Origin of the sequence: Paraflavitalea soli, assembly GCF_003555545.1 — a bacterium.
Lineage (GTDB): Bacteria > Bacteroidota > Bacteroidia > Chitinophagales > Chitinophagaceae > Paraflavitalea > Paraflavitalea soli.
In genome coordinates this window covers 4,228,015-4,253,589 of record NZ_CP032157.1, presented here as the reverse complement: position 1 = coordinate 4,253,589, position 25,575 = coordinate 4,228,015, and the positions used below count along the sequence as shown (strand labels likewise).

Genomic DNA, 25,575 nt, shown 5'->3' with positions numbered 1-25,575 from the left:
TGTATCGGGCATATTTCCTGTTTTATAATAGCGCTACTTTCGATCTTAGAAACAGAGAACATGGAGATGTTCCTAATAATTAATTAACCATGAATAAAAAACGAGATAGTTATATGAAATTCATTTTATTGTCTGCCCTGTTGGCAACGGCCATGTTGGCCTGCAAAAAAGATAAAGAAACAGATACCCATCCACCTGCCTGGTATATTGCTGAAAGTGAGCAACTGGTGATCCCGGCTGCGATCGAGCTGCCTGATAACCTGCCTAAAGGCAATACAAGGGTAGCAACTTATTATGCAGAAGGTGTTCAAAAGTATAAGGCGCAACAAAAAGCAGGCAGTGATCCTGCTACGTATGAGTGGGTGTTTGTAGCCCCTGAAGCCGTACTTTATGATATAACCAATGCCAGGGTAGGCACACACTCCGCCGGCCCTAGCTGGCAACTGACCGGTGTAACGGATTCCATATACGGACAGGCATTCACACCTGCTAAAACGGCGGCGAGTCCCGACCCGGCGGGTATTGACTGGCTGCTGTTGATGCCTAAAACGGGTAAAGTAGCAACGGGCATCTTTGCCAACGTAGCTTATATTCAACGCATAGCCACGACAGGTGGAAAAGCACCGGCCCAATTACCGGTGAACGCCGGTGAGACAACCAATGTTGCCTACACGGCTATATACCGGTTCACAAAGAAGAATCCTTAATTCAGTCTGTAAATATTATCATCCTACTGCTACCTGTTCAGCTTCCTCTATGTCAATGGTTGCTGTATTGGTTGCTGTGACTTCCTCCTGCGCTTCTTCTGCAGCCGCCTTTTTCTTACCAACTACTACAAAGGTGAGGCCGAAGGTGATCAGGAGCAGGAGGGAGCTAACCCAGATCACTTCCTGCACACCGAAAGCAGTAATAATAAAACCGCCCAGCAGGGTGCCGAGCGTAACGCCGGCATTACCGAAAGATACCATCAGGCTGGCCGCCAGTTCAGGCGCTTCCGGCGCCACGGAGGTAGAGCGTGTTTGTCCGATGAGAAAGCCTCCGGTATGGATAAAACCCCATATGGAGATGATGATGGCCATGGGAACAAACAAACCACCAAAGGTGTAAGCAGCAAAGTGAATGAGGATGAGTGAAAGCAGGAACAGGCGGGTAGTCAGCAGCACATTTTTGCTCAGGGCAATACCGGTGAGCCAGTTACCCACAATACCGGTACCGCCAAACAGCAACAGCATGAGGCTGATCTGCCCACCACTCATGTGGGATATCTTCCCTAAATATTCTGCCAGGTAGCCATAGGTGGCAAACATGCCGGCAATCATGATGAGGGTGGCCACCAGGTTGACCCATAACTGACCTTTGCGCAGGATAACGAGCTGGTTTTTGACCGAGGTTTTTTCTGTAACGGGCATAGAGGGTACCAGGAAAACCAGGGCAGCAAAAGCCACCAGGTTAATGATACCGGCCAGGAAGAAGGATGCCTGCCAATTGAACAGATCAGCCACATAAGTAGTAATGGGCACACCCAGTACGGTAGCGATACTCAAGCCTCCTAATACCACCGATACTGCTTTGGGCGCATCTTTGGGATCTACCTGTTTGGAGGCTGCTACTGTGGCTACGGCCCAGAATACAGGATGCAGGAAGGCCGGCAAAATGCGGGCGATCATCAACATGGCAAAACTGGTAGAGAAGGCGGACAGTACATTCGATAATACAAAGATGGCCAGCACCAGGCACATGATCAGTTTACGATTGATTTTTGCGGTGAGCAGGGTAGTGAACGGTCCTGTCAATGCAATGGTCAATGCAAAGCCACTCAGCAGCCATCCCGCCGTATCGATGGAAATATTGAATTCCCTGGCGATGGCGGGCAGGATGCCGATGACGCCAAACTCAGTAGTAATAATGCCGAAGGCGCCCAGCGCCATGATGTAAATAGACCTTTTCATAAATAGGAGTAACTGAATGTTTTGATATATTAGTTCAGGCATGCCACGATGAGGTGCTTCAGGTGCAGGTAGCATCGTGTTGCAGCTGTAAACCAGGCAATAAGATCGTTGGGATTTTTGCAGCAGGGCGGCCGCCGTGACTGCGTTGCTGACTGCAAATATACATAGAAACATCGAAATGTATCAATATGTTTATGTTGCCCCGGATTTCTTAACATCATGATAAAAATAAGTAGGCGGGCATTAATGGACAAAGGGCATTAGTATTTATTTCAGGTGAACAAGCAAGCAGGCGGAGGCAGATCCTGTTTACCCGACAATCTGTTGGAGAAACTGGCCGGTGTGCCCGAATGGGACGACGTGCTATAGTTCGGTTTATGAGATTTTATGTATCTTATGGGCAAACCAACCGCATGAAGTTCCCTGCAACCCTCACCAGTCCCTGGGCCTGGTGGCAAAGAATAGTATTCCGCTTCTTCTTTCTGTTCTATTGTATCTTCCTGGGTCCCTGGAGTATCCTGAGCGTGGTGCCCGGCACCGATTTCATACGATACTACTACACCGCATTCAGGGCCACTGCGCTTTTCTTCAATACGCATCTGTTCCATATTCCGGCGGCTACGCTGCCACCCAACGGTAATGGCGATTACCCGGAGCAGTGGATGGAGGTTTGTATGAGTGTTACCCTGGCTATTGCCGGTACGCTTATCTGGTCGCTGCTGGACCGCAAAAGAAAAAATTATACCGTACTCAACTATTGGTTTTGCCTTTGGGTCAGGTACTTTATTATTATGACCGGCTTTATTTATGGCATCATCAAGTTGTTCTGTCTGCAAATGCCCTTTCCCAGTATCAGTCAGTTTGCCACACCATTGGGTGATTACCTGCCCATGCGTTTCTCCTGGATGTTTGTAGGTTATTCTACCACTTACCAATTCTTCTCGGGGGGAATAGAAGTGGTGGCAGCCGTGCTCTTGCTCTTTCGCAAAACAGCTACCCTGGGGGTATTGATCGCTACCGGTGTTTTCTTCAATGTGATGATGTTGAACCTGAGCTATGATATACCGGTGAAGATCAATTCCATGTCGATGGTGGTCTTGTGCCTGTACCTGCTGGTGCAGGAGATGCCCAGGCTGTACCGTTTCTTTGTGCAGCTGCAGGCTACCCCAAGCCCGGTGTTCCTGTGGCCTTACGAATCCAAAAGAGGCCGTATCATAGCGATCGCAGCCAAATGGATCTTTGTAGCGCTGGTGCTCTATTCGCAACTGGAGTATTCGATTACGGCCGCAGCCCGTCGTTCTGCTGTCACAAGAACGATACCTGTTCCCTCCGGCATCTACGATGTGGTGAAGCAAACCACCCTGGGAGATACGATCGACATCAGCAAGCCCGATTCTTTGTACTGGCAGAATATCGTATTTGAAAAGACAGATGACGGCAGTATCAAGACAACCGACAAGCGCTTCCGCCAGCGATATGGCCGCGGCTACTTCAATGCGAAGTTTGACAGCGCTACGCAGGTAATATCTCTGAGACGCAGTTTCTCCGACTCCACTTTTCTGGCGCAATTCAACTACCATATCAAAGACAGTATCTGGGTGGAATTAACGAGTTACCCCAATAAGGATTCGATGTACCTGTTACTGCGCAGGCGAACAGCTCCTTTTCCCTTGTCGGAGCGGCCATTTCATTGGGTAAGTGAGACCAACCGGTAATGTTGATCGGCAATCGGCAATCGGCAGTCGACAGTCGGCAGTCGGCAATCGGCAGTCGTTTGCTTCGATACCGGATAGCGGACATCGGATATTCAACTACAAGAACAATAGATTTGGCTACACCGGCTATTTTATTGCTGCGGAGCTTTGCTGCAATAAAAACAGCAAAAATGAAAATCATTGTTACAGGTTCTTTGGGGCATATCAGCAAGCCTCTCACCACAAGGTTGGTGCAGCAGGGACATGCCGTAACGGTTATCAGCAGTCAGCCGGCCAAACAGAAAGACATTGAAGCCCTGGGCGCCCGGGCGGCCATCGGTTCATTGGAGGACGAAGCTTTTCTTACGACCACTTTCACCGGGGCAGATGCGGTGTATTGTATGGTGCCTCCCAACAACTATTTTGATCCAAGCCTGGACCTGCTGGGGCATTACAGAAAGCTGGGTCACCACTATGCACAGGCCATTGAACAATCCGGTGTAAAACGTGTGGTGAATCTTAGTACCATTGGCGCGCATTTGGATAAGGACAACGGCATCCTGCTCGGCGCCCATGATGTGCAGGAGATCCTGAACAAACTGCCATCGGATATCTCCATTACCCATATGCGGCCTGTTTCCTTCTATTACAATCTATTGGCTTATATACCTGTGATCAAAGCAGCAGGCGTTATCTCAGCCAACTACGGGGCTGATCATGTAATACCATGGGTTTCGCCCATCGATATTGCTGAGGCAGTGGCTGAAGAGCTGGTGACACCGTTTACCGGCAGGCAGGTACGCTATGTAGCCAGCGAAGAGCTGACGGGTAATGAAGTGGCCCGTATTTTAGGTGCGGCCATTGGGAAGCCCGACCTGCAATGGATATTGATCAGCGATGAGGAAACATTAAACAGGCTGGTATCCATTGGCATGAATAAGCAAATTGCGGCAGGTCTGGTAGAAATGTATGCCAGCCTGCACAGTGGTTTATTGTCAGAACATTATAACCGCAACAGGCCGGAGCAGTTTGGCAAGGTAAAGATGACAGCATTTGCGCAGGAATTTGCCGCCGCTTTTGCAGGACAATAATTAAATTGTGCTATGGCAGATAAGCAACCTCTCAGGTTTAAAACGATCAGTGAGTTTCATCAATTCAGGGAATTGCCGAAGCCCGAGCATCCATTGATCAGTGTGATCGATGCCTCCATGGTGACCAGGTTAAAGGCCAATGAACCTGGTTATGTAAAGGACTTTTATTCCATTGCCATGAAGCGGGGATTTCATGGGAAGATGAAATATGGCCAGCAGGACTTTGACTTTAATGAAGGGGTTATGTTCTTTATGGCGCCGGGCCAGGTGTTAAGAATTGAGGGAGAAATGGATACAACTTTGAAACAATCGGGTTGGATGCTGCTGGTGCATCCCGACTTTTTATGGAATACACCCCTGGCCAAAGGCATCAAACAGTATGAATATTTTGACTACTCGGTCAATGAAGCCCTGTTCCTTTCGGAGAAAGAGGAAATGATCATTGGCGGCATTATGCAGAATATTCAGCAGGAATATCATTCAAACATCGATAAGTTCAGTCAGAAGGTGATCATTGCCCAGCTTGAATTGCTGCTTACTTATTCCGAAAGGTTTTACCAGCGCCAGTTCATTACCAGGAAGATCGCCAACCACCGGACGCTGGAACGCCTGGAGGAGTTGCTGACCGCCTGGTTCAGCAACGATGAGCTGGCGGGGAAGGGATTGCCAACCGTTCAATGGGTGGCTGAATCATTGAACGTTTCGCCCAATTATTTAAGCGGATTACTGAAAGCATTAACCGGGCAAAGTACCCAACAGCATATCCATGACAGGATCATTGAGAAAGCCAAGGAGAAATTATCGACCACCGATCTGTCCGTCAGTGAAATAGCCTATGAATTGGGCTTTGAACATCCCCAGTCCTTTAGTAAGTTATTCAAGTCAAAGACCAATGTATCGCCCCTGGATTTCAGGCAGTCATTCAACTGATTGGTAAACTCAGTGCCTGATCAAAAAAAGCCCCGTCCCGTGTGGTATACTGCACGGGACGGGGCTTTTTTAGGCCTTTACCCATTCGCCATAGGAATAGAGAAATTACCGTTTGGGAATAAAAAAATAGCCAGGCCTTGCAGGAATCCGGTTTTTGCATTAACTTTGAAATACAAAGTACTTTCAATGCAGGAAGACGAACAGGGTTATATCCAGGATATTGCGGAGATGCGCTCCATGATGGAGCGTTCTTCTAAGTTTATGTCCCTCTCAGGGCTGGCAGGTGTTATGGCAGGTATTTATGCCCTGGCAGGCGCCTGGATCGCCTGGCAGTTCTTTGGCTTTAATCCTGAACAACTAGATAGCAACTCGACGAATATAAGTGATCTGCCGCCCAACCTGTTGATGGTTATTTTTTTATCCATCATTGTATTGATACTGAGCATCGGCACCGCTGTTTTTCTTTCCTACCGGAATGCACATAAAAGAGGCGAGAAGTTTTGGAATTCTACCGCTAAGCGGTTGTTGATCAATATGACTATTCCCTTACTGGCAGGCGGGCTGCTGATCCTTATCCTGCTGACTAAAGGATTGATTGGCTTCATAGCCCCTTTCTCCTTGTTGTTTTATGGACTGGCATTGTACAATGCCAGCAAGTATACTTATGAAGAAGTAAGAAGTTTAGGTCTTATCGAGATAGCATTGGGGTTGACCGGCTGCCTGTTCGTGGAATACGGGTTATTGTGCTGGGCGGCAGGTTTTGGGCTGGTCCATATTATTTATGGCATTTACATGCATTACAGGTACGAAAGATGAGCATGCTAACCGATGGATTACATAAGGCGTTTGAACGAAGGATCAGGCTTGGCATTATGTCGATACTGGCTGTAAATGATACACTTGACTTTAATGCACTCAAAGACTATTTTGATGTGACGGACGGTAACCTGGCCAGCAACCTGAAAGCACTGGAAAATGAGAACTTTATAGGTGTGAAGAAATCATTTGTGGGGAAGAAACCTAATACTAAATATTTCATGACCAAGCCAGGCAGGAAGGCATTCAATGATCACCTGAAAGCCATGGAAAAACTCATTCAATCACAGAAATAGACATGAACCAGGATATAAAACAAACAGACAATAGACCTTTAGAGTCTGGAAGCAGGAATGCTTGTTGCTTTTCATTTGGAGAAGAGAGGATAACCTCTATTTTTTTGCCTTTGTACTTTGAAATACAAAGTTCTTTCAAAATAGAATCGGCAGCTGCTTATTTAAGACTGACAACATAACTTTTATTCACTGTATACTTTTAAAACACAACCATTATGACACAGAAAGATAACTCAACATTACAACTGCACCCATCCTCTTTAATTAAAAGAATGCTGGTAGGAGCGGGGATTGGCTTATTACTGATCTCTTTCTTCCTGTTTACAGCCGGAACGCCTGATCCAAACTGGCCGAGATTCTGGCGCATACAACCGCTGATCATCGTTCCCCTGGCCGGGGCCATGGGCGGTCTTTGCAACTATTTCCTGGTTCATTTTCACCACCTGATCAGGTTGAACAAGATCATCGCTATGATTTTAAGTGGGCTGATATTCATCATAGGATTATGGCTGGGGATTGTTTTGGGATTAAACGGTACTTACTGGAATTGACCTTCCCGGCACATAAGGACCTAAGCCTTTATTCAGGTAATAAAACAACACAGCATGAAAGATAAAATTATCAGGTATATCAACGACCCCCGGGAACTGGAACACTTGTACAGAACGAATAAGGGACAGTTTAAGCGGGATTTCAGCGCAGTGTACCCGGACTTTAAAGGATTAATACTGGCAGATGGCTGGTATGAAAGATTGCATTACCAAACCGATGAGGTCAATTGGGGTACAAAAGGAGAACTGATAGGAGTAATTATTGCTTGCCTGGTGGGAGGTGTGATTGCCAAAATACCGGCACTGTTCCACATCGACGAGGAGTTTTTCTATACCAGGAATGTCGGCTTTACCGTCTTCCCCCTGTTGGCGGCATACTTTGCCTGGAAGAATAAGTTATCAGCCGGTAGAGTGGCTTTTATAGCTGCGGCCATGTTGGGCGGGTTGATCTTTATCGGTACGCTTCCCAATGTAGCGAAGAGCGACACGTTGATCTTATCCTGCATCCATTTGCCTTTCTTTTTATGGGCGACCGTAGGATTTGCTTTTGTAAATGATCAGCGTAATGATGTTGAAAAACGGCTTGGCTATTTAAGTTATAATGGTGACCTGATCGTGATGACAACACTCATTGTGATAGCGGCCGGTATCCTGAGTGCGATCACTATCGGGCTTTTCTCCCTGATCGGTATTCATATTGAGAAATTCTATTTTGAAAATATTGTGCTGTTCGGACTTCCTGCTGCTCCCATCTTTGGCACTTACCTTATCCAGACGAATCCGCAACTGGTTGGTAAGGTGTCGCCGGTGATCGCAAAAATATTCAGTCCCCTGGTGTTGGTCATGCTGATCATATACCTCGTTGCCATTATTTATTCCGGTAAGAATCCTTACAACGACCGAGACTTCCTGCTGATCTTTAATGCCTTGCTATTGGGCGTGATGGCCATCATATTCTTTTCCGTTGCCGAATCAACCAAAACAACCAGGAGCCAGGCTGAAATGTGGATACTGACGCTGCTATCTGTAGTAACCGTGGTGGTAAATGGTATTGCGTTATCGGCCATTTTGTTCCGTATTGCGGAAGGAGGTATTACACCCAACAGGGCTGCAGTACTGGGCGGTGATGTGCTGATCCTGGTCAATCTTTTGTTGATCATTACCCAACTTTTCAAAGTGCTTTCAAAGAAAGCTGCTATCGGCAGCGTGGGGAAAGCTATTGCCGGGTTCCTGCCCGTTTATTGCCTGTGGGCCATCATCGTAACGTTTTTATTTCCCTTCCTGTTTGGGTTTAAATAAGGTATAGCCATGAAAACAGCTTTTAACGATATGAAAAACAAAATAATATTTTTGATACTGGTGGCGCTGTTGCAAATAAGCACCGGGTACACACAGTCTTTCGACAAGGCCAAAATCGACTCTTTTTTTGACCGGCTCGCCGAAAAACATAAAGCCATGGGAAGCCTGACCATTGCCAAAGACGGCCAGGTGCTGTACACACGTGCTATCGGCTATAGCCAGATCAATGAAACCGGCAAGAAAGCTATAACTGCAGCGACCAGGTTTCGCATAGCCTCCATCACCAAGATGTACACTGCTGTGATGATCTTCCAGCTGGTGGAGGAAGGAAAACTGAAACTGACCGATACACTCTACCAATTCTTCCCGCAGGTGGCTAATGCCCGCAAAATAACCATAGCGCACATCCTCGGGCACCGGAGCGGCATCCATGATGCGCTGTTGGACAAGAATTTGCGGCCCGCAGCTGGCTGGAACGCCATCACGAAGGATGAAATGTTCGCCATCATTGCCAAAGGCACACCGGATTTTGAGCCAGACGCACAGCATGCCTACAGTAATTCCGGTTATGCCATCCTGGGCCTTATTATTGAAAAGTTGACCGGTAAGCCTTATGAGGAAGCCCTCAGGGAAAGGATCACCGCAAGGATCGGTCTCCGGGATACCTATATCGCGACGGGTGACATTGATGTAAACAAAAATGAAGCGCTTAGTTATATGGACCTTGGGGGTAACTGGAAACAAGTGTCTGAACCCCCTTCGAGCCTTCTCTTCGGCGCAGGCGCCATTATTTCAACACCCACTGAGATGGCCCAATTCATTCAGGCCCTGTTTACCGGGAAGTTGATCTCTCCGGCGAGCCTTAATCAGATGAAAACGATGAGGGAGGGCGAAGGCCTTGGCATGGAGCCTTTCACGTTTGCGGGTAAGACCTTCTACGGCCATACCGGCGGCAGCTCCAGCAACGGAGCATGGCTTGCTTACCTGCCGGAAGAAAAACTAGCTGTTGCCTACACCACCAACGCGAAGATCTATCCCGTGCGCAATATCATGAGCGGCGTTATCGACATTTACTATAACAGGTCTTTTGAGGTCCCCGCCTTTGCTTCGATCGCGGTCAGCCTGGAAGTCCTGGACAAATATGTCGGTGTGTATTCAACTACCGCAGCTCCCGTGAAACTTACGATCACCAGGGAGGGCACAACACTGTTCTTTCAACCACCCGGAGAAAAAGCGGTCGCACTCGAGGCCACGGCGGATAATACCTTTACAATCGGAGGTGCGGTAGTCATTGAGTTTGATGCCGCGAAAAAACAAATGACCATAAAGCGGGGAGGAGGCATACGGATCTTCACCAAGGATAATTAAATACCACAAATAGAACAAGTGCAGTATTCTACCAGCGCCTTTTATAACCGCCTGTCTTTTCTTTACCCTGTCATCAACTACTTTTTAAAAGGGCAAAGAAAAACACTGATCAAAGAAGTGAATAGCGCGCTTCCCGGAAGACTGCTCGAGATCGGTATTGGCAATGGATCACATATACCCTTGTATGCCGCCCACCAGATCATGGGCATCGATATTTCGGAAGCGATGCTGAATAAAGCAAAACGGCATGCGGGTAAACATATCGAATTACAACTCATGAATGGTGAAGCGCTGTCGTTTGCAGAAGCCTCTTTCGATTACGTGGTGCTATCCCATGTACTGGCTGTTACAAAAGATCCGGATCAATTATTGGGGCAGGTACACAAAGTATTGAAGCCGGGTGGGCAATTGTTTATACTAAACCATTTTACGCCTGACAATTGGCTGCGCTATGTGGATTGGGCTTTTCAGCCCTTGTCTGCCCTCTTTCATTTCAGGTCCTCTTTTTACCAGCACCAGGTCAAAGGATTGCAACAGTTCACCTTACTGAAACAAACAGAGCTGGGAGCCTGTTCTTATTATAAACTTCTTATCTTTTGTAAGCCTTGAAAAAGCATATTCCCGTATTGTCTGTATCCTTATTGGTTTCACTCTTTATTTATGTTTTTTACCGGACAGAAAAGACCCTGGTAAACCAGGTTATTATGGCCCTGATCTCCAGGGAGCATTACTATGCTATTAAATGCGGAGTTACCACCGCATTGCTTTTACAGGATTACCTGGTCTATTCCCTGCCGGAAGGCCTATGGGTGTTTTGCATTACCATCACCTCCAGCTTTTTTTACCTCAAAGTGCGCAATCGTCAATGGAGCCTGGTATTTGTACCCATAGGGATGGCGCTGATCCTGGAAATATTGCAACTCCTGCACATCACCAATGGCCGGTTCGATTGGATGGATATTGTCTTTTCTGCAGGCTTTTGGTTACTGGCTTTATTGCTCACAAGTACTAATCGAGGCAAAGAGCCTCTCTTTCAATCTTTTAATGTTAAAACCTGCTGTTGTGTGGCCAGCTATTGCATTGTTTACCTGGCCCATGTAAGTTGGTAGGTGAATGAAACAGCCTTCGACAGGCTCAGGCTGACAGTTTTAAGGGGAGCACAAACAGGAAAGCTGTTCCTTTTCCCGGCTCACTGGTCACTGCAATGGTAACCTGGTGCAATTCGAGGATCTTTTTTACAATTGCCAGGCCGATACCCATACCTTTCTTAGGAGCCGATTGATCGGCAAACTGACGATACCGTTCAAAAATAAAAGCCTGTTCTTCGGCGGCAATACCAATACCCGTATCGGCCACCTGCACTTTGACCCCTTCGCTCGTTTGTATTAATTGAATGGTAACAGCGCCATCATCGGGTGTGAATTTGAATGCATTGTCGAGCAGGTTCTGTAAAACGCGCTCTGTAAGGGCAATATCGGCAAAGACCGGCGGCAGGTTGCCGCTTGCTTCCATTTGCACACGTATATTCCTTTCCTTTGCCTTCAACTGATAGGCGGCCAGGATATCGGAGGCCAGTTCATCAATGAGGAAGGATTCTTTTTGCGGGGTGATGAGGTTGGCTTCCAGTTTGGCATATTGGAAAAGTTGTTCTACGAGTACAGACAATTTCCTGCTGCTGTCAAAAACCACCGAGAGGTATTTGTCTTTTTCTGCTTCTGTGAGCTGTCCTTTTTTCATCGTGAGCGTTTCCACGTATCCCTGCATGATCGACAAGGGGGTGCGCAGGTCGTGGGATACATTGGCGATAAGTTCCTGACGGAATTTGTCGGTGGCAGAGATCTTGTCCATATTGCTCACGATCTCGTCGGCCATTTCGTTGAAGGTAGCAGTAAGCATACCAAGATTGCCTTTGGCATAACCGTCAATGCGGGCTGTATAATCGCCTTCTTTGAACCGTTTTACAACTGCTGCAATACGGCAGATACTATCGGTGATCAGGAAAAAGGTGATGATACCTACCATAAATGCGATGATGAGCGCAGCAAAGAACATATAGCCCGACAGCCGCATTTGCAGGTGGCTGCTGAGTGATTGCAGGATGGCCTTTTGTTTTTCACTGGCCAGCACCGCGTATACATAGCCGACCAGCCGGCCTTGCTCAAATACCGGTGCTGCGGAGAAAATGCTGGGTTCATCGGGTTGCTTCGGATTATCACCCAGTGGCCGTTGGCTATTGGCTGCTGCCAGCCAGGCTTTTACTTTTGCTATATCTACCTGGTGTATCTGTACGGTAGTATCGGGCACCACATAGTCTTTGATAACGCCATTGGTGTCGAGCAGGTAAACTTCCACACTTGGATTGGCCACCATGGTAGAGTGAATAATGTCGTGTGTGACGGTAGTATCGGGCTTGCCATTTTTAAAGGGTTGTGTGAAGGTGGCCAGGTGCCGGGCAATATCCCCATACAACTCCTGATGCGCAGTCATATAATAAGAACCGGAGAACCTCGAAGCGATGATCACAAATATGATCCCCAAAACGATCAGCAGCCCGGTAAATACGGCTGCAATTTTCCAGAAGAGCAGGTTGCCTTTGATGGTTCTTACCGACATGGTTATAATTCTTCATTAAACCTGTAGCCTACGCCCCAGGTGGTTAAAATAAATTGTGGGTTCGACACATCCGCCTCAATCTTCGCACGCAGCCGGTTGATATGGCTGTTGACAGTATGTTCATACCCTTCAAAATCATATCCCCATACCAGGTTGAGCAAGCGTTTGCGGCTGTAGCTTTTGCCGGGATTGGAAGCCAGCAAAGTGATGAGATCAAACTCCCTGGGAGAGAGGTCTATCCGTGCATCATGCAGCGTGACCCTTCTTTTGTCGAGGTCAATTGCCAGTCCGCCGTAACTGATGACAGCCGAAAGGGCCACACCGTCCTGTACAGTTGACTGCTCTTCGTTTCTACGGAAAATGACCTTTACGCGGGCGATAAATTCCCTTAGACTGAAGGGCTTGGTGAGGTAGTCGTCGGCGCCTGTTTCGAGCCCCATTACTTTGTCGATCTCTTCAGATCTGGCAGTGAGCATCAATATTGGTGTGTGGCGATCGGCCTGCCTTATTTTCCGGCATATTTCCATGCCATTGAGGTCGGGTAGCATGATATCGAGGATGATGAGGTCAAAGCGTTCCTCCCGGGCAAGGGATAGGCCTTTCAGGCCATTGGTTTCAGCCATCACTTTACAGCCCAGGTCGTGGAGATGAATTTTGAGCAGCTCCACAATGTTGGGATCATCTTCTATGATCAAAACAGTTTTACTATGCATAAGGTAATGAGCAAAGTTGCTGAATAAAATGAAGGGATGCGCACTGTGATACTTTTGTTACAATTCTGCCATGACTTTGGGATACCGTTTCTGTTGGTTTGTGTGATCAAAATGAAATACAAATGAAACGCAACTTATTCACTTCATGCAGTTTACTTTCAGCCATATTGTTGTTGGCATCCTGCCACAAAGACGATGATCCGGCCATGCATGCCGGTACCATCAGCATTGAAAACGTGTTGGACAGCAGGCCCCTGGTAGAATCGGGCACTTTTAAGGGAACGGGCACACCGCCTGTGATCCTGCCCGGCCAATCCACTACGATCAGTTTTTCAGCTGCCAAAAACCAGCGCCTGAGTTTTGCCACCATGTATGGCTGGAGCAATGATCTCTTCTTTGCACCCGAAAATCCGGGTATCAAATTATACATGGATGATGGAACGCCGATTACGGGCGATGTGTCGTCCCAGGTAAAATTATGGGATAATGGCACGCGGGTGAATCAGTTGCCCGGTGCATCCGTGGTCCATCCGGGTATTGCAGAAGCTGCGACTAAGAACATCAAAGAGGTAAACGGAATGGATGATTATGGTCACTCGTACCTGCCCGCTTCGCAATTGATGAAATTATCCCTTGCTTACAATGGCAATTCAGTCTTTACGCTAACAATCTCGAATAACTCCGGCGGCACCGCCAATGAAACACCTTTCAGTCCGGGTGTATGGGCTATATCTTATGTGGCTGGCGGCAATTTGCTGTTGCCCGAGCCTGTATACAGTGCAGGAAAACCAACGGCCAACGGTTTGACGAATATTGCAGAAATGGGCGATAATTCAGTTTTGAGCACTTACCTGACAGGGAAAACAGGCATATTTACCCCTCTGTCGCCCGTACTGGTGGTCGTGTACAATGGCCAGCAGAACCCTTTCTATCAGACAGGTGAAAAAGACCGTGGAGAAGGTTTGAAGGAACTGGCGCAAAAAGGCAACGCAGATATCCTGGCGGCAGCTTTGAAAACAAAGGCAGGCGTAAAGGCTGTATATGTCCTCAAAGAGGCCACCACCACGGTGTTGCTTCCCCGGAGCGGAGAGGCTGCCGGCGGTAAGGTATCGCAAATGATCACCGCCACTAAGGGCGACAGGATCGCCATTGCTACTATGTATGGTTTCTCCAATGACTGGTTCTTTGCCAGTAGTGGCAATGGTTGGGATGCTACCCAGCCAGGAGATCTCTCCTCCACGATCGGGTTATATGACAATGGCACTGCCATCAACCAGTATCCCGGTGCAGGCATTACCCAATTCAACCTGGCAGGTACGCCGCTCAATGAAAGCAAACCGATTGAGATGGTGCCCAATCCGAATGGATTTACCACCCTTCCTGCTATCAGCAATATTGTTAAAGTTACATTACAATAGTCCGGCGATCGATGTAAAAGCAGGCGGCAACGGTGGGTAGCCGCTTGCTTTTACTTTATAACCAATTGTTTTATAACGAATAAAGGAAGTTGTTTGGTCAGGCGCCTGTAAAAGCTCGGGGAGGGTGGGGCCCAGCAGCCAATGGTGCACCATCGGATCTAATTGTGTACCTTTGCACCATGAATAATTGGAATAGCGTAACAGAAAAGGAAGACTTTTACACCCTTTTGGAAAATTCCACCGAGCGGCCACAGATTATCTTCAAAGACAGCCTCACCTGCGGTATTAGCGCCCATGCAAAGCATAAATTGCAGAGCGGTTTTGGCTTGATAGAAGGAAAGGCAGATTTTCATTACCTCGATTTATTGGCTTTCCGTCCTGTCTCCAACCTCATATCCCAGGAGCTGCAGGTTACTCACCAGTCGCCCCAGATCATCCTGCTGAAAGACAAACAGGTGGTTTATACTACCTCACACCATGCTATTGATCCGGCTGTAATAGCCCGGCATTTATCCTAGGGCATGCCTTTCCGGTATAATTGAGACGCCTTGACCAACCAGCCAGGGGTTTCCACTGGCCTTGCCAGGCAAATGTGTTAAATTTACTGTAAGGGGCTACCCTTCTGTAGATTGCTCATCACTTACAAAACCATTTGCCATGTATTCACCATCACGCAGAAACGCGCTCAAAAAAATAGTGGCCGGCAGCGGCATTATTCTCTTATCACCTGGCTCCTTATTCTCCGGCCCGCGGAAAAAAGACCGGCTTGGTATTGCACTTGTTGGCCTCGGCTATTATAGTACCGACCTGCTGGCGCCTGCTTTACAGCAAACCAAAAACTGTTACCTCGCCGGTATTGTTACAGGCACTCCTGCCAAAGCAGAAGCCTGGAAGAAGAAATACAATATTCCCGATAAGAATATCTACAACTATCAGAACTTCGATAGCATTGCCAATAACCCCGATATTGATGTGGTGTATGTAGTATTGCCGCCATCCATGCACAAGGAATATGTGATCAGGGCCGCCAACGCCGGCAAGCATGTTTGGTGCGAAAAGCCCATGGCCATCAATGAAAAAGAATGCCAGGAAATGATCGATGCCTGCCGTAAGAACAAACGGTCACTGGCCATCGGCTACCGTTTACAGCACGAACCCAATACAAAAGAATGGCGCAGTATCATTAAGCAACAATCCCTGGGCAAGGTGAAAGCTGTAAACTGTGCGGCCGGCTACCGCGATAACCGTACAGACCACTGGAAGCAGAAAAAAGAAATGGGCGGCGGTGTATTGTACGATATGGGTGTGTATGCCATCCAGGGAGCACGCCTGGGTACGGGCATGGAACCCATCGCCATTGTGTCGGCCACTACCTCTACCACCCGGCCGGAAATATACAAGAACGGCCTCGATGAAACTACCGTAGCCAAACTCGAGTTTCCCGGCGGAGTGATAGCAGATATCAAAACGAGCTTTGGTGAAAACATCAACTTCATCGATATCACCTGCGAAAAAGGGATTATTAAAGTGAATCCATATTCTGCCTATAACGGGCAAAAAGGCAGCAGCCCCCTGGGAGAGATCAATCATCCTTACCAGGTACCTTTTCAGCAGGCCACCCAAATGGATGAAGATGCAATGGCCATTATGCAGGGCAAACCCATGATAGCGCCCGGAGAAGAAGGCCTGCGTGATATCCGCATCGTAGAGGCTATCTACAAGTCTGCCGGCAGTGGACAACGCGTGAAGTTATAAGCAAAGACAGGATGGATCAGTTTCTTGCCTTGCCTTCCAGCAAAGCCGTTGGCGCATAGCCAAACTGCTTTTTAAAAGCATAGGAAAAATGGGAGAGGTTCTCAAATCCCACTTCATAGCAAACATCCAGGGGTTTCTTATGTTTCTCCACAAACTGGTAATGCGCCAGTTCAAGCCGCTTTTGCGTAAGCCATTTTTGCGGTGTGGTGTTGAATGCTTTTTTGAAATCACGTTTGAAAGTGGTGAGGCTTCTTCCTGTGAGGTAACCGAATTTCTCCATAGGCATATTGAACATGAAGTTCTTTTCCATATACGTGGCCAGGTCGATCTTGCCCGGTTCATCAAAGTTGGCCAACACCTCATCTATATCTTTATCAATCGCCCTGAGAATACTGATCGCTTCCGTAATTTTCAGCGACGCAATATTGGCCGGCAGGTCTTTCATCTCAAAATAGGGGATCAGTGAAGCCAGGCAGCTTTCCAACAAGGGGTGGTTGCTGAAGCTGCGTATCTTTTGTGCGCCAGGCGTTTTGGGCATCACCCCCAGGTTGGCATAAAATTCCCGTAGCCGTTGCGTAGACAAATGCATGACCACCGTTTTATGTGGCTGTCCGTCTTTGGGGTAATTGATGATCGTAGCCAGCTGGTTCCGGGGAATTAAAAAGATATCTCCTTTTTTAAACAGGTAAGTGCCTTCTGCCTGTACAATTTTTGTTTCCCCGGAAATGAACCAAACCAGCATATGCTGCTCGAACATGATCTCCGACTTAAAGAGTTTGTCCTCATAGCAGGACAGCTTAATATCCTCCGTTATATATTTAGCCTGGTATTCCATACTCCATACGAATTTAGTTGATTTAATTGGCCTGGAAGGTTACTCCTGTCAATTGCTCACTTAACTTCCAGAGCCGCTTTGCATTTGTTTCATCCAATGAATAAAGTTGTACCCCGCTTGATGTCTGTGCATCATCAATATGGCCGGTAGGTGCAGGAGACAATGTTGCAATATTTACATCTTCGCAATACACACCTCCTATATTGTTGAGTAGCGGGCTGGTGGCGCACCAAACAGTGGTAGCTGCACCCTGGGGGATCGTTTTGAGATTGGCTATTACTTCGGGTAAAATATTGCCGGCGTCATCGCAGTAACCCAATTGCTGAAACAATTCCAGCGGTGCTTCCCTGGCCAGATCAGTACCGTGGATCGATCCGGGATGGAGAGAATAAGCGCGAACCTGAAAAGGCCTCCCTATATGGTCTAATTCAACAGCCATCAAATTGCTGGCCGTTTTGGATTGACCATAGGCTTGTAAGGTTTCGTATTCCCGGTCAAGAAAATTAGGATCATCGAAATTGAATGGGGCAAACTGATGGCCGAAAGAAGATACATTGATGACCCTGGCGCCTCTTGCTTTTTTCAAAGCAGGCCATAACCTGGCAGTGAGGTGAAACTGCGCTAAGTAATTGGTGGCTAATTGTGATTCAATACCCCGGCTATCCCTGCGCAAGGGCACCCACATGATGCCCGCATTGTTGATGAGCATATGAAGCGGCCTGCCCGATGCCAGAAACTTTTGTGCAAATGCATCAATGGAGGCAGGATCAATCAGGTCTAATGTTTCCAACTCTACATTGTCAATACCCTGTAGATTTTTCTTTGCTTTTTCAATATCCCTTGCAGGCACTATAACAGTGGCTCCTGCAGCTGCAAGTGTTTTGGTAGTTTCCAAACCAATACCTGCATTGCCGCCTGTAACGATGGCGATCTTTCCGCTTAGGTCGATGCCTTTGGTCACATCGCTTGTGGTGGAGGCAGCAGTAAATCCCGATTGTAGCGGTTGTTGCAACGCGCCCTGATAATTGTTCTGTGACATAGTAATTTGTTTTTGTTAGCACAAAAGTAGAGCGGGGCAACTCCCTCGACTTTGTTTAAAGGGTCGATTTTGCTTTGTTTTAAAGGCCGTATTTCTACTGAAATAAGTGGGAAAAAGTCCACCATTGGGAATGTTATATTTTGCCCGATTGCATACCTGTTGGGCGCTAAAAAACGTTTTATAAGACCGTGCGTCCGATAACCCTACAAATCCCTACCCGTGAAAAGATTAGCGTATGTTTATTTTAATATATACAGCTACTGTCAGGAACGTAGTTATAGCATGACCAGCCTTTCTGCACGATTGCAGGCTATGTATATTGTATCTTTTTCCGCCGGCGGATGGATACTGTTGATACAGGCTGTTTTTTTACGATTGGTACGGCGTGCCTGGTTCTCTACCCCCTCTCTGGCCATGTCCTTTGCTGTATCAGTATATGTGATCACTGCCATGCTCTTTTATTATATTTTCATCATCAACAGCTATGATGAGAAGATCTGCAATCAGTATGAAAAGTCCGGGAACAACGATCCCAATAAACGCAATGGTCAATTTGTCTCATTTTTCGTGGCCATGGTACCCTATGTATTGTTGCTGTCCCTAAGGGTATTCTTCCCGAGAAATCATTAACACTTGATACCAGTTAAGGCCTGATTGCAGGAGGCATTTGCGAAAAATCAGTTGAAATGTTTAACTTCAAAGGGGCGCTATCGCCCCGAAGCAATATTAAACATACAACGATGCGTAAACCTATCCTTGCCATATTGCCTGTGCTCCTTATCGCCAGTGCATTTACCTGGTTTCCTACTCCTGCTGATCATCACATACCTCCTCCCATCATCAATGCAGCCGTAAAAAGCCGTATTGACGCCACCTTGAAAAGCTTTCCTGATTCAGGAAAGATAGCCGGTGTATCTGCGTTGATCTTTGAGAAGGGAAAAGAAGTATACTACAATGCTTTTGGTTATGCCGATCGGGAAGCAAAATTGCCCATGGATCGCAACACCATTGTACGCATCTTCTCCATGACCAAACCCGTAACCGGCGTAGCACTCATGACCTTGTATGAAAAAGGTGCTTTCCAACTCGATGATCCCCTTTCCAAATACGCGCCAGAGTTTGCGAATATGAAAGTGTACAAAGGAGTAGATGCCAGCGGCAACCTCATCCTGGAGCCGGCCAAACGCCCCATTACCATTCGTGATCTTACACGCCATACGGCCGGGTTTGCCGGTAATGATATCCCTGCATTAGCGGCCCTGGTAAAAAAGGCAGATGTTACAAACCCTGCCAATACATTGACTGAAATGGCCACAAGACTCGCCAGCCTGCCATTGGAATTTCATCCGGGCGACCAATGGGCTTATGGCATCAGCGTAGATGTGCAGGCTTATGTGGTAGAACGGATCTCAGGCAAACCTTTTGATCAATACCTGCAGGAAACCATTTTTGATCCGTTGAAAATGGTCAATACACATTACCTCGTACCGGAAGCAGACAGGAAGCGCTTTGCCGCCCTGTATAACCGCAGCGATGCAGGTGTATTGACCCGGGTGCCGGATGAACAAGCTAATTTCTTCAATACAAAAGAACAGGCATTAAAGCCTGGTGGATGGGGCCTCACGACTACCCTGGACGATTATATGAAGTTTATACAAATGCTGGTGAACAAAGGAGCATTTGGTAAAACGCGTATCTTAAAACCAGCAACAGTGCAATTAATGGCTACCAACCAATTGTCCGACACCGTTTCAAAACGCATGTGGCTGCCCAGCAAAGGCCGCGTAGGATTTGGTATTGATTTCGCGGTGCGTACCCAGCCCCCTGCCAATGCTGCCGAGAACAATGGCATCGTAGGCGAGTATTTCTGGGATGGCGCTGCCAGTACCATGTTTTGGATCGATCCTGTAAACGAGCTTACCGCTGTACTATTTACCCAATTGGTTCCTTTCGACAAAGTGAAGCTCCATAAAAGTTTCAGAGATGCCGTGTACGGGCCTTATGTCCCTTGATCGCATAATAGCAGATGTACAGGTAGCAAGGCAAGGTACAGAGCGTGAAGGCTGCTGCATTGGGAAGCTGCCATTTGTCTTTCAGTAGTCCATACAGTAGCGGAAGGATGGCGCCACCGGCAATGCCCATCACCAGCAGGGCAGAACCCATTTGCGTATGCCTGCCCAGTCCTTTGATCGCCAGCGGAAAAATGGCGGGCCACATCAGTGCGTTGGACAAGCCCAGTAATGCGATAAAAACGATGGCCATATAACCACTACTCAAATAGATACCAATGCTGAACAGTATACCTGAGATGGCCGAGAGCTTGAGCGCATTTTGCTGGCTGATATAGCGCGGAATGGTAAAGATGCCGATCACATAACCCACCAGCATGGCGATGAGCGTAAAGGTCGTAAAATAGCGGGTGGTTTCGAGGCTGATGCCGGCGCTTTGACCAAATATCCCAATGGCGTCGCCGGCCATTACTTCCACCCCTACATACAAGAAAAGACAAAGTACACCCAGCCACAAATGGGGGAATTGGAAAATAGTTTTCTGTTCCCTGCCTGAGGTCGTAGCAGCATCATCACTCATGGCTGCTGTATCTATTTCCGGCAGGCTGCTTCGTTTTATAAGCACCGCCAATACAACCAGTATGGCAGCCATTACCAGGTAAGGCATGATGACCCGGCCCGCCAACTCGTTCAGGAGCACCTCTTTGGCGGCAACACCGGTCGTATCCGTGATCTCCTTTTCCAAAGTACCGGCATCCCTGAGGATCAGGGCGCCCAGTATCAGGGGACTGAGCGCTCCCGCGCCTTTGTTGCAGATGCCCATGATGCTGATGCGCTGTGCCGCACTCTCGTTGGGACCAATAATACTAATGTATGGATTGGAAGCCGTTTGTAGCAGGGATAAGCCCGTACCCTGTATAAAGAGCCCCGTGAGGAATAAGGCAAAGCTCCTGTTATGTGCGGCCGGAATGAATACCAATGATCCAATGGCCATGATGAGCAGACCGAGCGCCATACCGTTTTTAAACCCCGTAGATTGTAATATCCTTGCCGAAGGGATGGCGAGGAAGAAATAGGCCATGTAGAATGCGAAAGTGACGAAAAAGGCCTCCGTCACCGTTTCCAGCTGACAAACCAGCTTCAGGAAGGGTATCAGCGTACCATTGAGCCAGGTTACAAAGCCAAATACAAAAAACAGGATGCCGATCATTACCATGGCATTCCGGTTGCTGGTAGAATTTGTCATGCTGAAATTGTTTATGTTTAGGATGAAGTTAGGTCCGGACCGGCCATGGATGGAAGCCAATCGATTGCGCAAAAAAAGGGAGGGCTGGGAGAGAAATATTCCCTAAAGCTTGTCCAATCCAGTCAACCCGATCGTCATTAGTTTTTAATAACTAAAAATTGCAAACAACATGAAAGATTTCTTATTGGTATACAGAACAGATTATAATACAATGCCTAAGCCCGCCTCTCCCACGGAAATGCAAGCCAATACAAAGCGGTGGATGGACTGGATAGGTGGTATTGCTGCCCAAAATAAATTGACCGACCGGGGCAACAGGCTGGTACCCGACGGCAAAGTACTGAAAGCCGACAATGTAATTGCCGACGGCCCTTACACAGAAATTAAAGAATGTATTATTGGGTACAGCATCGTGAAAGCCGATTCCATGGAGGTAGCAACAGAACTGGCTAAAGGTTGCCCCATTTTGGCCATTGGCGGAAATGTAGAGATCAGGGAGATCAGCCCCATTGTACCTTGATAGCTTGCTATGGAACAAAGAGAGCTTATTCCACATTTATTCAGAACAGAGTACAGGAAGATCGTTTCTGTACTCTGTAAATTATTTGGCATTGAACATATTGAAATTGCCGAAGACATTGTAAGCGACACCTTCCTGGTTGCTTCTGAATTATGGGGCTTAAAAGGATTACCCGAAAACCCGGCAGCCTGGCTTTACCTGGTAGCGAAAAATAAGACCAAAGACTATCTGAAGCGTCACTCCCTTTTTGCACAGCATATTGCAAAAGAAATAAGCTATACGGCAACAGCTTCCGAAGCAATAGAGATTGATCTGTCTGTCAAAAATATTAATGATAGCCAACTCGCCATGATGTTTGTTGTTTGCCATCCCTGTAATCCGGCAGAAGCGAGAATTGGATTGGCCCTGAACCTGCTTTGCGGATTTGGTATTGATGAAATTGCCCATGCTTTTTTGACAAACAAAACAGTTATTTACAAACGCCTGCAACGCGCCAAAGAAAAGCTGCGGACGGAAAAGATCAGGATAGAGCAGCCTACCTTATCCGAAATAGACGACCGGCTGTCTACCGTTTTGATGGTGTTGTACCTGCTGTTTAATGAAGGGTATTATTCTTCCAGCCAGGATATTACCCTGCGGGAGGATATTTGCCTGGAAGCCATGAGGCTGACCTACCTGCTGGTCGAAAACGAGCAAACCAATACCCCCTTTGTCAATGCCTTGCTGTCTTTGATGTGCTTTCATGCGTCGAGGTTCAACGCAAGACACAATCAACAGGGAGAAATAATCCTGTACCAGGATCAGGACACCGATCTGTGGAACCAGGAATTGATTGCCAAAGGAGAATGTTTCTTAAACCAGGCCTCGCAGGGCACCAGGATATCAAAATACCATTTGGAAGCTGGCATCGCTTACTGGCATACCATCAAAGCCGATACCCAGGAAAAATGGGAAAATATTTTACAGCTATATAATCAGCTGCTATTGATTGAATATTCCCCCATTGCCGCTTTAAACAGAACCTTTGCACTGGCCAAGGCAAACGGCAAAAAAGAGGCGATCATAGAAGCGGAAAAGATAGGCCTTGCCGGTAATCATTTATACCATTCCCTGTTGGGAGAGCTCTACACCGGCATTGACAACGCCAAAGCCATCTCCCATTTTAAAATGGCGCTGGAACTTACCAAATCAACAGCTGACAAATTGCTTATTTCCAACAAAATACTGGCCTGCAAGCAGTAATCTCCCTTTTTTGTCATTTCGAACGCAGCGCAGCGGAGTGAGAAATCCGCTATCGAAGCAAACGCATTGCCGACTGCCGACTGTCGACTGCCGACTCACGTTCTGTCATTTCGAATGCAGCGCCAATACCCTTGGCTGTCATTTCGAACGCAGCGCAGCGGAGTGAGAAATCTTCTCCCTTTGTTAACAATCCCCCATTGCCTCCTCCCTACAGCCAAAAATAATCCAGCAAATCAGTCCAATTCTTACAAATCGTATTGCTGTTGATGCTGCTTTTTAATGGCCAGGCGCAGGAAACAAACAATGCCAACCTGGAAACTGCTAAAAAGGAAATAGCAGCGAGCAATGCCTTTATTTCCAGGCTTTTGTTAAAGGAGATTCTTCCATACTGATCGACCGGTATGCAAAGGACTGCTGGATCATGCCGGCGAATGCTCCCGCGCTTTGTGGGGTGGATGCGCCCCTCGAGTTGTATAAAATGGCCTACTATAAAGCGGGTCTTAGAAATGGTAAGTTTATTACGATCGATGTGTTTGGCGATGCCGTGGAGTATGTTACCGAAGTAGGATTCTGGCGCACCTTTGATGTCAACAATAAGGTGATCAATGATGGAAAATTCCTGGTGCTATGGAAGAAAACCCCGAACGGATGGAAGATGTTCAGGGATTCCTTCAGTAGCGACCGGAATAAATAAACCATTATTTGGCATAACCAGCAGCTTCCACAATGGCATCGGCGAAGGCCTGCGGCGCTTCCTGCGGCAGATTGTGGCCAACCCCTCCTGTTAAAGTGTGGTGTGCGTACTTGCCGGTGAACTTGGCTGCGTAAGCTGCGGGTGCAGGATGCGGAGCGCCGTTGGCATCTCCTTCGAGCGTAACAGTTGGCACCGTAATAACCGGTCCTGTAGCGAGCTTCTTTTCCAGCGCTTCATATTTAGCTTCCCCTTTTACCAGGCCCAGGCGCCAGCGGTAATTATCGATAACAATGGCTACGTGATCCGGATTGTCAAAAGCCGCAGCAGACTGTGCAAACTCCGCGTCGTTGAAATGCCATTCCGGTGAGGCTGTTTGCCAGATCAGTTTGGCGAAATCCCGGCGGTTGGCTTCATAGCCCAGGCGACCACGTTCGGTGGCAAAATAATACTGGTACCACCAGGACAATTCTGCTTTGGGCGGCAATGGGGCTTTGTTGGCTTGCTGACTGCCGATCAGGTAACCACTCACAGACACCAGCGCTTTTGTACGTTCTGGCCACAAAGCTGCCACGATATCCGCTGTACGGGCACCCCAATCAAAACCGCCAATAATCGCTGTTTTAATTTTCAGCGCATCCATGAAATCGATCACATCCACTGCTAATGCAGCTTGCTGTCCGTTGCGAGGTGTGGAGGCCTTGAGGAACTTCGTAGTACCATAGCCACGCAAGTAGGGAACCAGCACATGGTATCCTTTGGCGGCCAGCAAACCTGATACTTCCTTGTAACTGTAAATATCGTAAGGCCAGCCATGCAATAGAATAACAGGCTCACCATCTGCCGGACCGGCTTCTGCATAACCAATGTCGAGTAATCCTGTTTTCACCTGTTTGATCTGGTCAAAGGATGTCTGCGCTTCTGCAGATGGAGTGCTACCCAGAAAAGTAGTGGCGAGGGTGAAGGCGGCAGCGCTCAAAAAGCGACTGCGGTCGGTATTATTAATAGGTTTCATCTTATTTTATTTTTTAAGTTGTAATGATTCGCAAAGATAGGCTGGTTATTGATTGGAGAAACGACGATCGCTTTGAAAACCAACAGTGGCATAGGTGCCAGTATATAATCTCCGGAACATCGTATAGGTTACTGCTACCATCGCAAAGGCAATTATAGCATCGAGCGTAGCGGCAAAGCCAAGCACCGCCAGTTTGGAGAAGAAGGCAAAACTGATGTCGAAGAATACCCCTGCGAAGACCCATTCCTTTAAACGAAGTAACCTGTTGGGTGTTAACAATACTGCTACCCCTGCCAGTTTGGCCACCCCGAGGATATAAATAAAGTGCGCAGGATATCCCAATTGTAGTGTGATGTCCCATACTAGTGCATTCCTGGTCAATTCACAAACGCCGCTTGTGCCAAACCATAAGGAGGTTAATACTACCCCTGCCCAGTAAATTGCTTTTGTTGATTTTGTGCTCATGATATTATTTGTTTTGTATT

27 protein-coding genes are annotated in these 25,575 nt (G+C 47.5%); 19 read left to right on the top strand and 8 right to left on the bottom strand.

Annotated elements, in window-relative coordinates; translation table 11 throughout:
- Nucleotides 1-89 precede the first annotated feature (89 nt).
- Nucleotides 90-707, top strand: coding sequence for a DUF3455 domain-containing protein (locus D3H65_RS15835; RefSeq protein ID WP_119051245.1), 618 nt, complete (start codon nt 90-92; stop codon nt 705-707).
- A gap of 18 nt (nt 708-725) precedes the next feature.
- Here D3H65_RS15835 and D3H65_RS15830 read toward each other — a convergent pair whose 3' ends face one another.
- A complete protein-coding gene (locus D3H65_RS15830; RefSeq protein WP_119051244.1) occupies nt 726-1,949 on the bottom strand; it encodes an MFS transporter in 1,224 nt (407 codons plus the stop codon).
- 377 nt (nt 1,950-2,326) lie between these two features.
- On the opposite strand from D3H65_RS15830, the gene D3H65_RS15825 reads away from it, so the two are divergent.
- The 10 genes from D3H65_RS15825 to D3H65_RS15780 all read left to right on the top strand — a co-directional run bounded on the left by D3H65_RS15825 (nt 2,327) and on the right by D3H65_RS15780 (nt 11,103).
- The gene (locus tag D3H65_RS15825; protein WP_119051243.1) at nt 2,327-3,664 is read left to right on the top strand and encodes a hypothetical protein; all 1,338 of its coding nucleotides are present in this window, start codon (nt 2,327-2,329) and stop codon (nt 3,662-3,664) included.
- A 170-nt stretch (nt 3,665-3,834) separates the two neighbouring features.
- Nucleotides 3,835-4,734, top strand: a complete 900-nt coding sequence (locus D3H65_RS15820; RefSeq protein WP_119051242.1) for an NmrA family NAD(P)-binding protein — start codon at nt 3,835-3,837, stop codon at nt 4,732-4,734.
- A 12-nt stretch (nt 4,735-4,746) separates the two neighbouring features.
- Nucleotides 4,747-5,664 carry a helix-turn-helix domain-containing protein gene (locus D3H65_RS15815; protein ID WP_119051241.1) on the top strand — a complete coding sequence of 306 codons (918 nt, stop codon included), beginning with the start codon at nt 4,747-4,749 and terminating at the stop codon, nt 5,662-5,664.
- 186 nt (nt 5,665-5,850) lie between these two features.
- Nucleotides 5,851-6,480 carry a hypothetical protein gene (locus tag D3H65_RS15810; protein ID WP_119051240.1) on the top strand — a complete coding sequence of 210 codons (630 nt, stop codon included), beginning with the start codon at nt 5,851-5,853 and terminating at the stop codon, nt 6,478-6,480.
- Nucleotides 6,477-6,776 (top strand): winged helix-turn-helix domain-containing protein, encoded by a 300-nt coding sequence (locus D3H65_RS15805; RefSeq protein ID WP_119051239.1) that lies wholly within the window; start codon nt 6,477-6,479, stop codon nt 6,774-6,776. The genes D3H65_RS15810 and D3H65_RS15805 overlap by 4 nt, the downstream gene beginning before the upstream one ends.
- Before the next feature lie 215 nt (nt 6,777-6,991).
- Nucleotides 6,992-7,327 carry a potassium transporter KefB gene (locus D3H65_RS15800; RefSeq protein ID WP_119051238.1) on the top strand — a complete coding sequence of 112 codons (336 nt, stop codon included), beginning with the start codon at nt 6,992-6,994 and terminating at the stop codon, nt 7,325-7,327.
- 54 nt (nt 7,328-7,381) lie between these two features.
- A complete protein-coding gene (locus tag D3H65_RS15795) occupies nt 7,382-8,626 on the top strand; it encodes a hypothetical protein (protein ID WP_119051237.1) in 1,245 nt (414 codons plus the stop codon).
- A 30-nt stretch (nt 8,627-8,656) separates the two neighbouring features.
- Nucleotides 8,657-9,994, top strand: a complete 1,338-nt coding sequence (locus D3H65_RS15790; RefSeq protein WP_162915657.1) for a serine hydrolase domain-containing protein — start codon at nt 8,657-8,659, stop codon at nt 9,992-9,994.
- 18 nt (nt 9,995-10,012) lie between these two features.
- A complete protein-coding gene (locus tag D3H65_RS15785) occupies nt 10,013-10,603 on the top strand; it encodes a class I SAM-dependent methyltransferase (RefSeq protein WP_119051235.1) in 591 nt (196 codons plus the stop codon).
- Nucleotides 10,600-11,103 (top strand): hypothetical protein, encoded by a 504-nt coding sequence (locus tag D3H65_RS15780; RefSeq protein WP_211345500.1) that lies wholly within the window; start codon nt 10,600-10,602, stop codon nt 11,101-11,103. The genes D3H65_RS15785 and D3H65_RS15780 overlap by 4 nt, the downstream gene beginning before the upstream one ends.
- 25 nt (nt 11,104-11,128) lie before the next feature.
- On the opposite strand, the gene D3H65_RS15775 is transcribed toward D3H65_RS15780, so the two are convergent.
- Both D3H65_RS15775 and D3H65_RS15770 read right to left on the bottom strand, forming a co-directional pair.
- Nucleotides 11,129-12,607 (bottom strand): HAMP domain-containing sensor histidine kinase, encoded by a 1,479-nt coding sequence (locus D3H65_RS15775; RefSeq protein WP_119051234.1) that lies wholly within the window; start codon nt 12,605-12,607, stop codon nt 11,129-11,131.
- Nucleotides 12,608-12,609: 2 nt separating this feature from the next.
- The gene (locus tag D3H65_RS15770) at nt 12,610-13,320 is read right to left on the bottom strand and encodes a response regulator transcription factor (RefSeq protein WP_119051233.1); all 711 of its coding nucleotides are present in this window, start codon (nt 13,318-13,320) and stop codon (nt 12,610-12,612) included.
- Nucleotides 13,321-13,442: 122 nt separating this feature from the next.
- Between D3H65_RS15770 and D3H65_RS15765 the strand changes: the two genes are divergently transcribed.
- The 3 genes from D3H65_RS15765 (at nt 13,443) to D3H65_RS15755 (ending at nt 16,493) form a co-directional block, all read left to right on the top strand.
- Nucleotides 13,443-14,738 carry a spondin domain-containing protein gene (locus tag D3H65_RS15765; RefSeq protein ID WP_119051232.1) on the top strand — a complete coding sequence of 432 codons (1,296 nt, stop codon included), beginning with the start codon at nt 13,443-13,445 and terminating at the stop codon, nt 14,736-14,738.
- A gap of 179 nt (nt 14,739-14,917) precedes the next feature.
- A complete protein-coding gene (gene ytxJ / locus D3H65_RS15760; RefSeq protein ID WP_119051231.1) occupies nt 14,918-15,256 on the top strand; it encodes a bacillithiol system redox-active protein YtxJ in 339 nt (112 codons plus the stop codon).
- Between the two features lie 139 nt (nt 15,257-15,395).
- The gene (locus D3H65_RS15755) at nt 15,396-16,493 is read left to right on the top strand and encodes a Gfo/Idh/MocA family protein (RefSeq protein ID WP_119051230.1); all 1,098 of its coding nucleotides are present in this window, start codon (nt 15,396-15,398) and stop codon (nt 16,491-16,493) included.
- A 16-nt stretch (nt 16,494-16,509) separates the two neighbouring features.
- Here the strand turns inward: D3H65_RS15755 and D3H65_RS15750 are convergent, their stop codons facing one another.
- Both D3H65_RS15750 and D3H65_RS15745 read right to left on the bottom strand, forming a co-directional pair.
- On the bottom strand, nt 16,510-17,328 hold the full coding sequence (locus D3H65_RS15750; protein WP_119051229.1) for a helix-turn-helix domain-containing protein: 819 nt from the start codon (nt 17,326-17,328) through the stop codon (nt 16,510-16,512).
- Between the two features lie 22 nt (nt 17,329-17,350).
- Nucleotides 17,351-18,367, bottom strand: coding sequence for an SDR family NAD(P)-dependent oxidoreductase (locus D3H65_RS15745; protein ID WP_119051228.1), 1,017 nt, complete (start codon nt 18,365-18,367; stop codon nt 17,351-17,353).
- A gap of 219 nt (nt 18,368-18,586) precedes the next feature.
- Between D3H65_RS15745 and D3H65_RS15740 the strand changes: the two genes are divergently transcribed.
- Both D3H65_RS15740 and D3H65_RS15735 read left to right on the top strand, forming a co-directional pair.
- The gene (locus tag D3H65_RS15740; protein ID WP_162915656.1) at nt 18,587-18,997 is read left to right on the top strand and encodes a hypothetical protein; all 411 of its coding nucleotides are present in this window, start codon (nt 18,587-18,589) and stop codon (nt 18,995-18,997) included.
- 110 nt (nt 18,998-19,107) lie between these two features.
- Nucleotides 19,108-20,379 (top strand): serine hydrolase domain-containing protein, encoded by a 1,272-nt coding sequence (locus tag D3H65_RS15735; RefSeq protein WP_119051226.1) that lies wholly within the window; start codon nt 19,108-19,110, stop codon nt 20,377-20,379.
- Here D3H65_RS15735 and D3H65_RS15730 read toward each other — a convergent pair.
- Entirely contained in the window at nt 20,345-21,622 is a 1,278-nt protein-coding gene (locus D3H65_RS15730) for a sugar MFS transporter (protein ID WP_119051225.1), read from the bottom strand. The genes D3H65_RS15735 and D3H65_RS15730 overlap by 35 nt on opposite strands.
- Before the next feature lie 169 nt (nt 21,623-21,791).
- Here D3H65_RS15730 and D3H65_RS15725 point away from each other — a divergent pair, with 169 nt between their 5' ends.
- From D3H65_RS15725 to D3H65_RS15715, 3 genes are all read left to right on the top strand, one after another.
- The gene (locus tag D3H65_RS15725) at nt 21,792-22,142 is read left to right on the top strand and encodes a YciI family protein (protein ID WP_119051224.1); all 351 of its coding nucleotides are present in this window, start codon (nt 21,792-21,794) and stop codon (nt 22,140-22,142) included.
- 9 nt (nt 22,143-22,151) lie between these two features.
- Nucleotides 22,152-23,384, top strand: coding sequence for an RNA polymerase sigma factor (locus D3H65_RS15720; protein ID WP_119051223.1), 1,233 nt, complete (start codon nt 22,152-22,154; stop codon nt 23,382-23,384).
- A 421-nt stretch (nt 23,385-23,805) separates the two neighbouring features.
- On the top strand, nt 23,806-24,078 hold the full coding sequence (locus tag D3H65_RS15715) for a hypothetical protein (RefSeq protein ID WP_394341575.1): 273 nt from the start codon (nt 23,806-23,808) through the stop codon (nt 24,076-24,078).
- A 4-nt stretch (nt 24,079-24,082) separates the two neighbouring features.
- On the opposite strand, the gene D3H65_RS15710 is transcribed toward D3H65_RS15715, so the two are convergent.
- Nucleotides 24,083-25,090, bottom strand: a complete 1,008-nt coding sequence (locus D3H65_RS15710) for an alpha/beta fold hydrolase (protein WP_119051222.1) — start codon at nt 25,088-25,090, stop codon at nt 24,083-24,085.
- 45 nt (nt 25,091-25,135) lie between these two features.
- Complete coding sequence (locus D3H65_RS15705; protein WP_119051221.1) at nt 25,136-25,555, bottom strand: DoxX family protein; 420 nt, start codon at nt 25,553-25,555, stop codon at nt 25,136-25,138.
- Between the last annotated feature and the right edge of the window lie 20 nt (nt 25,556-25,575).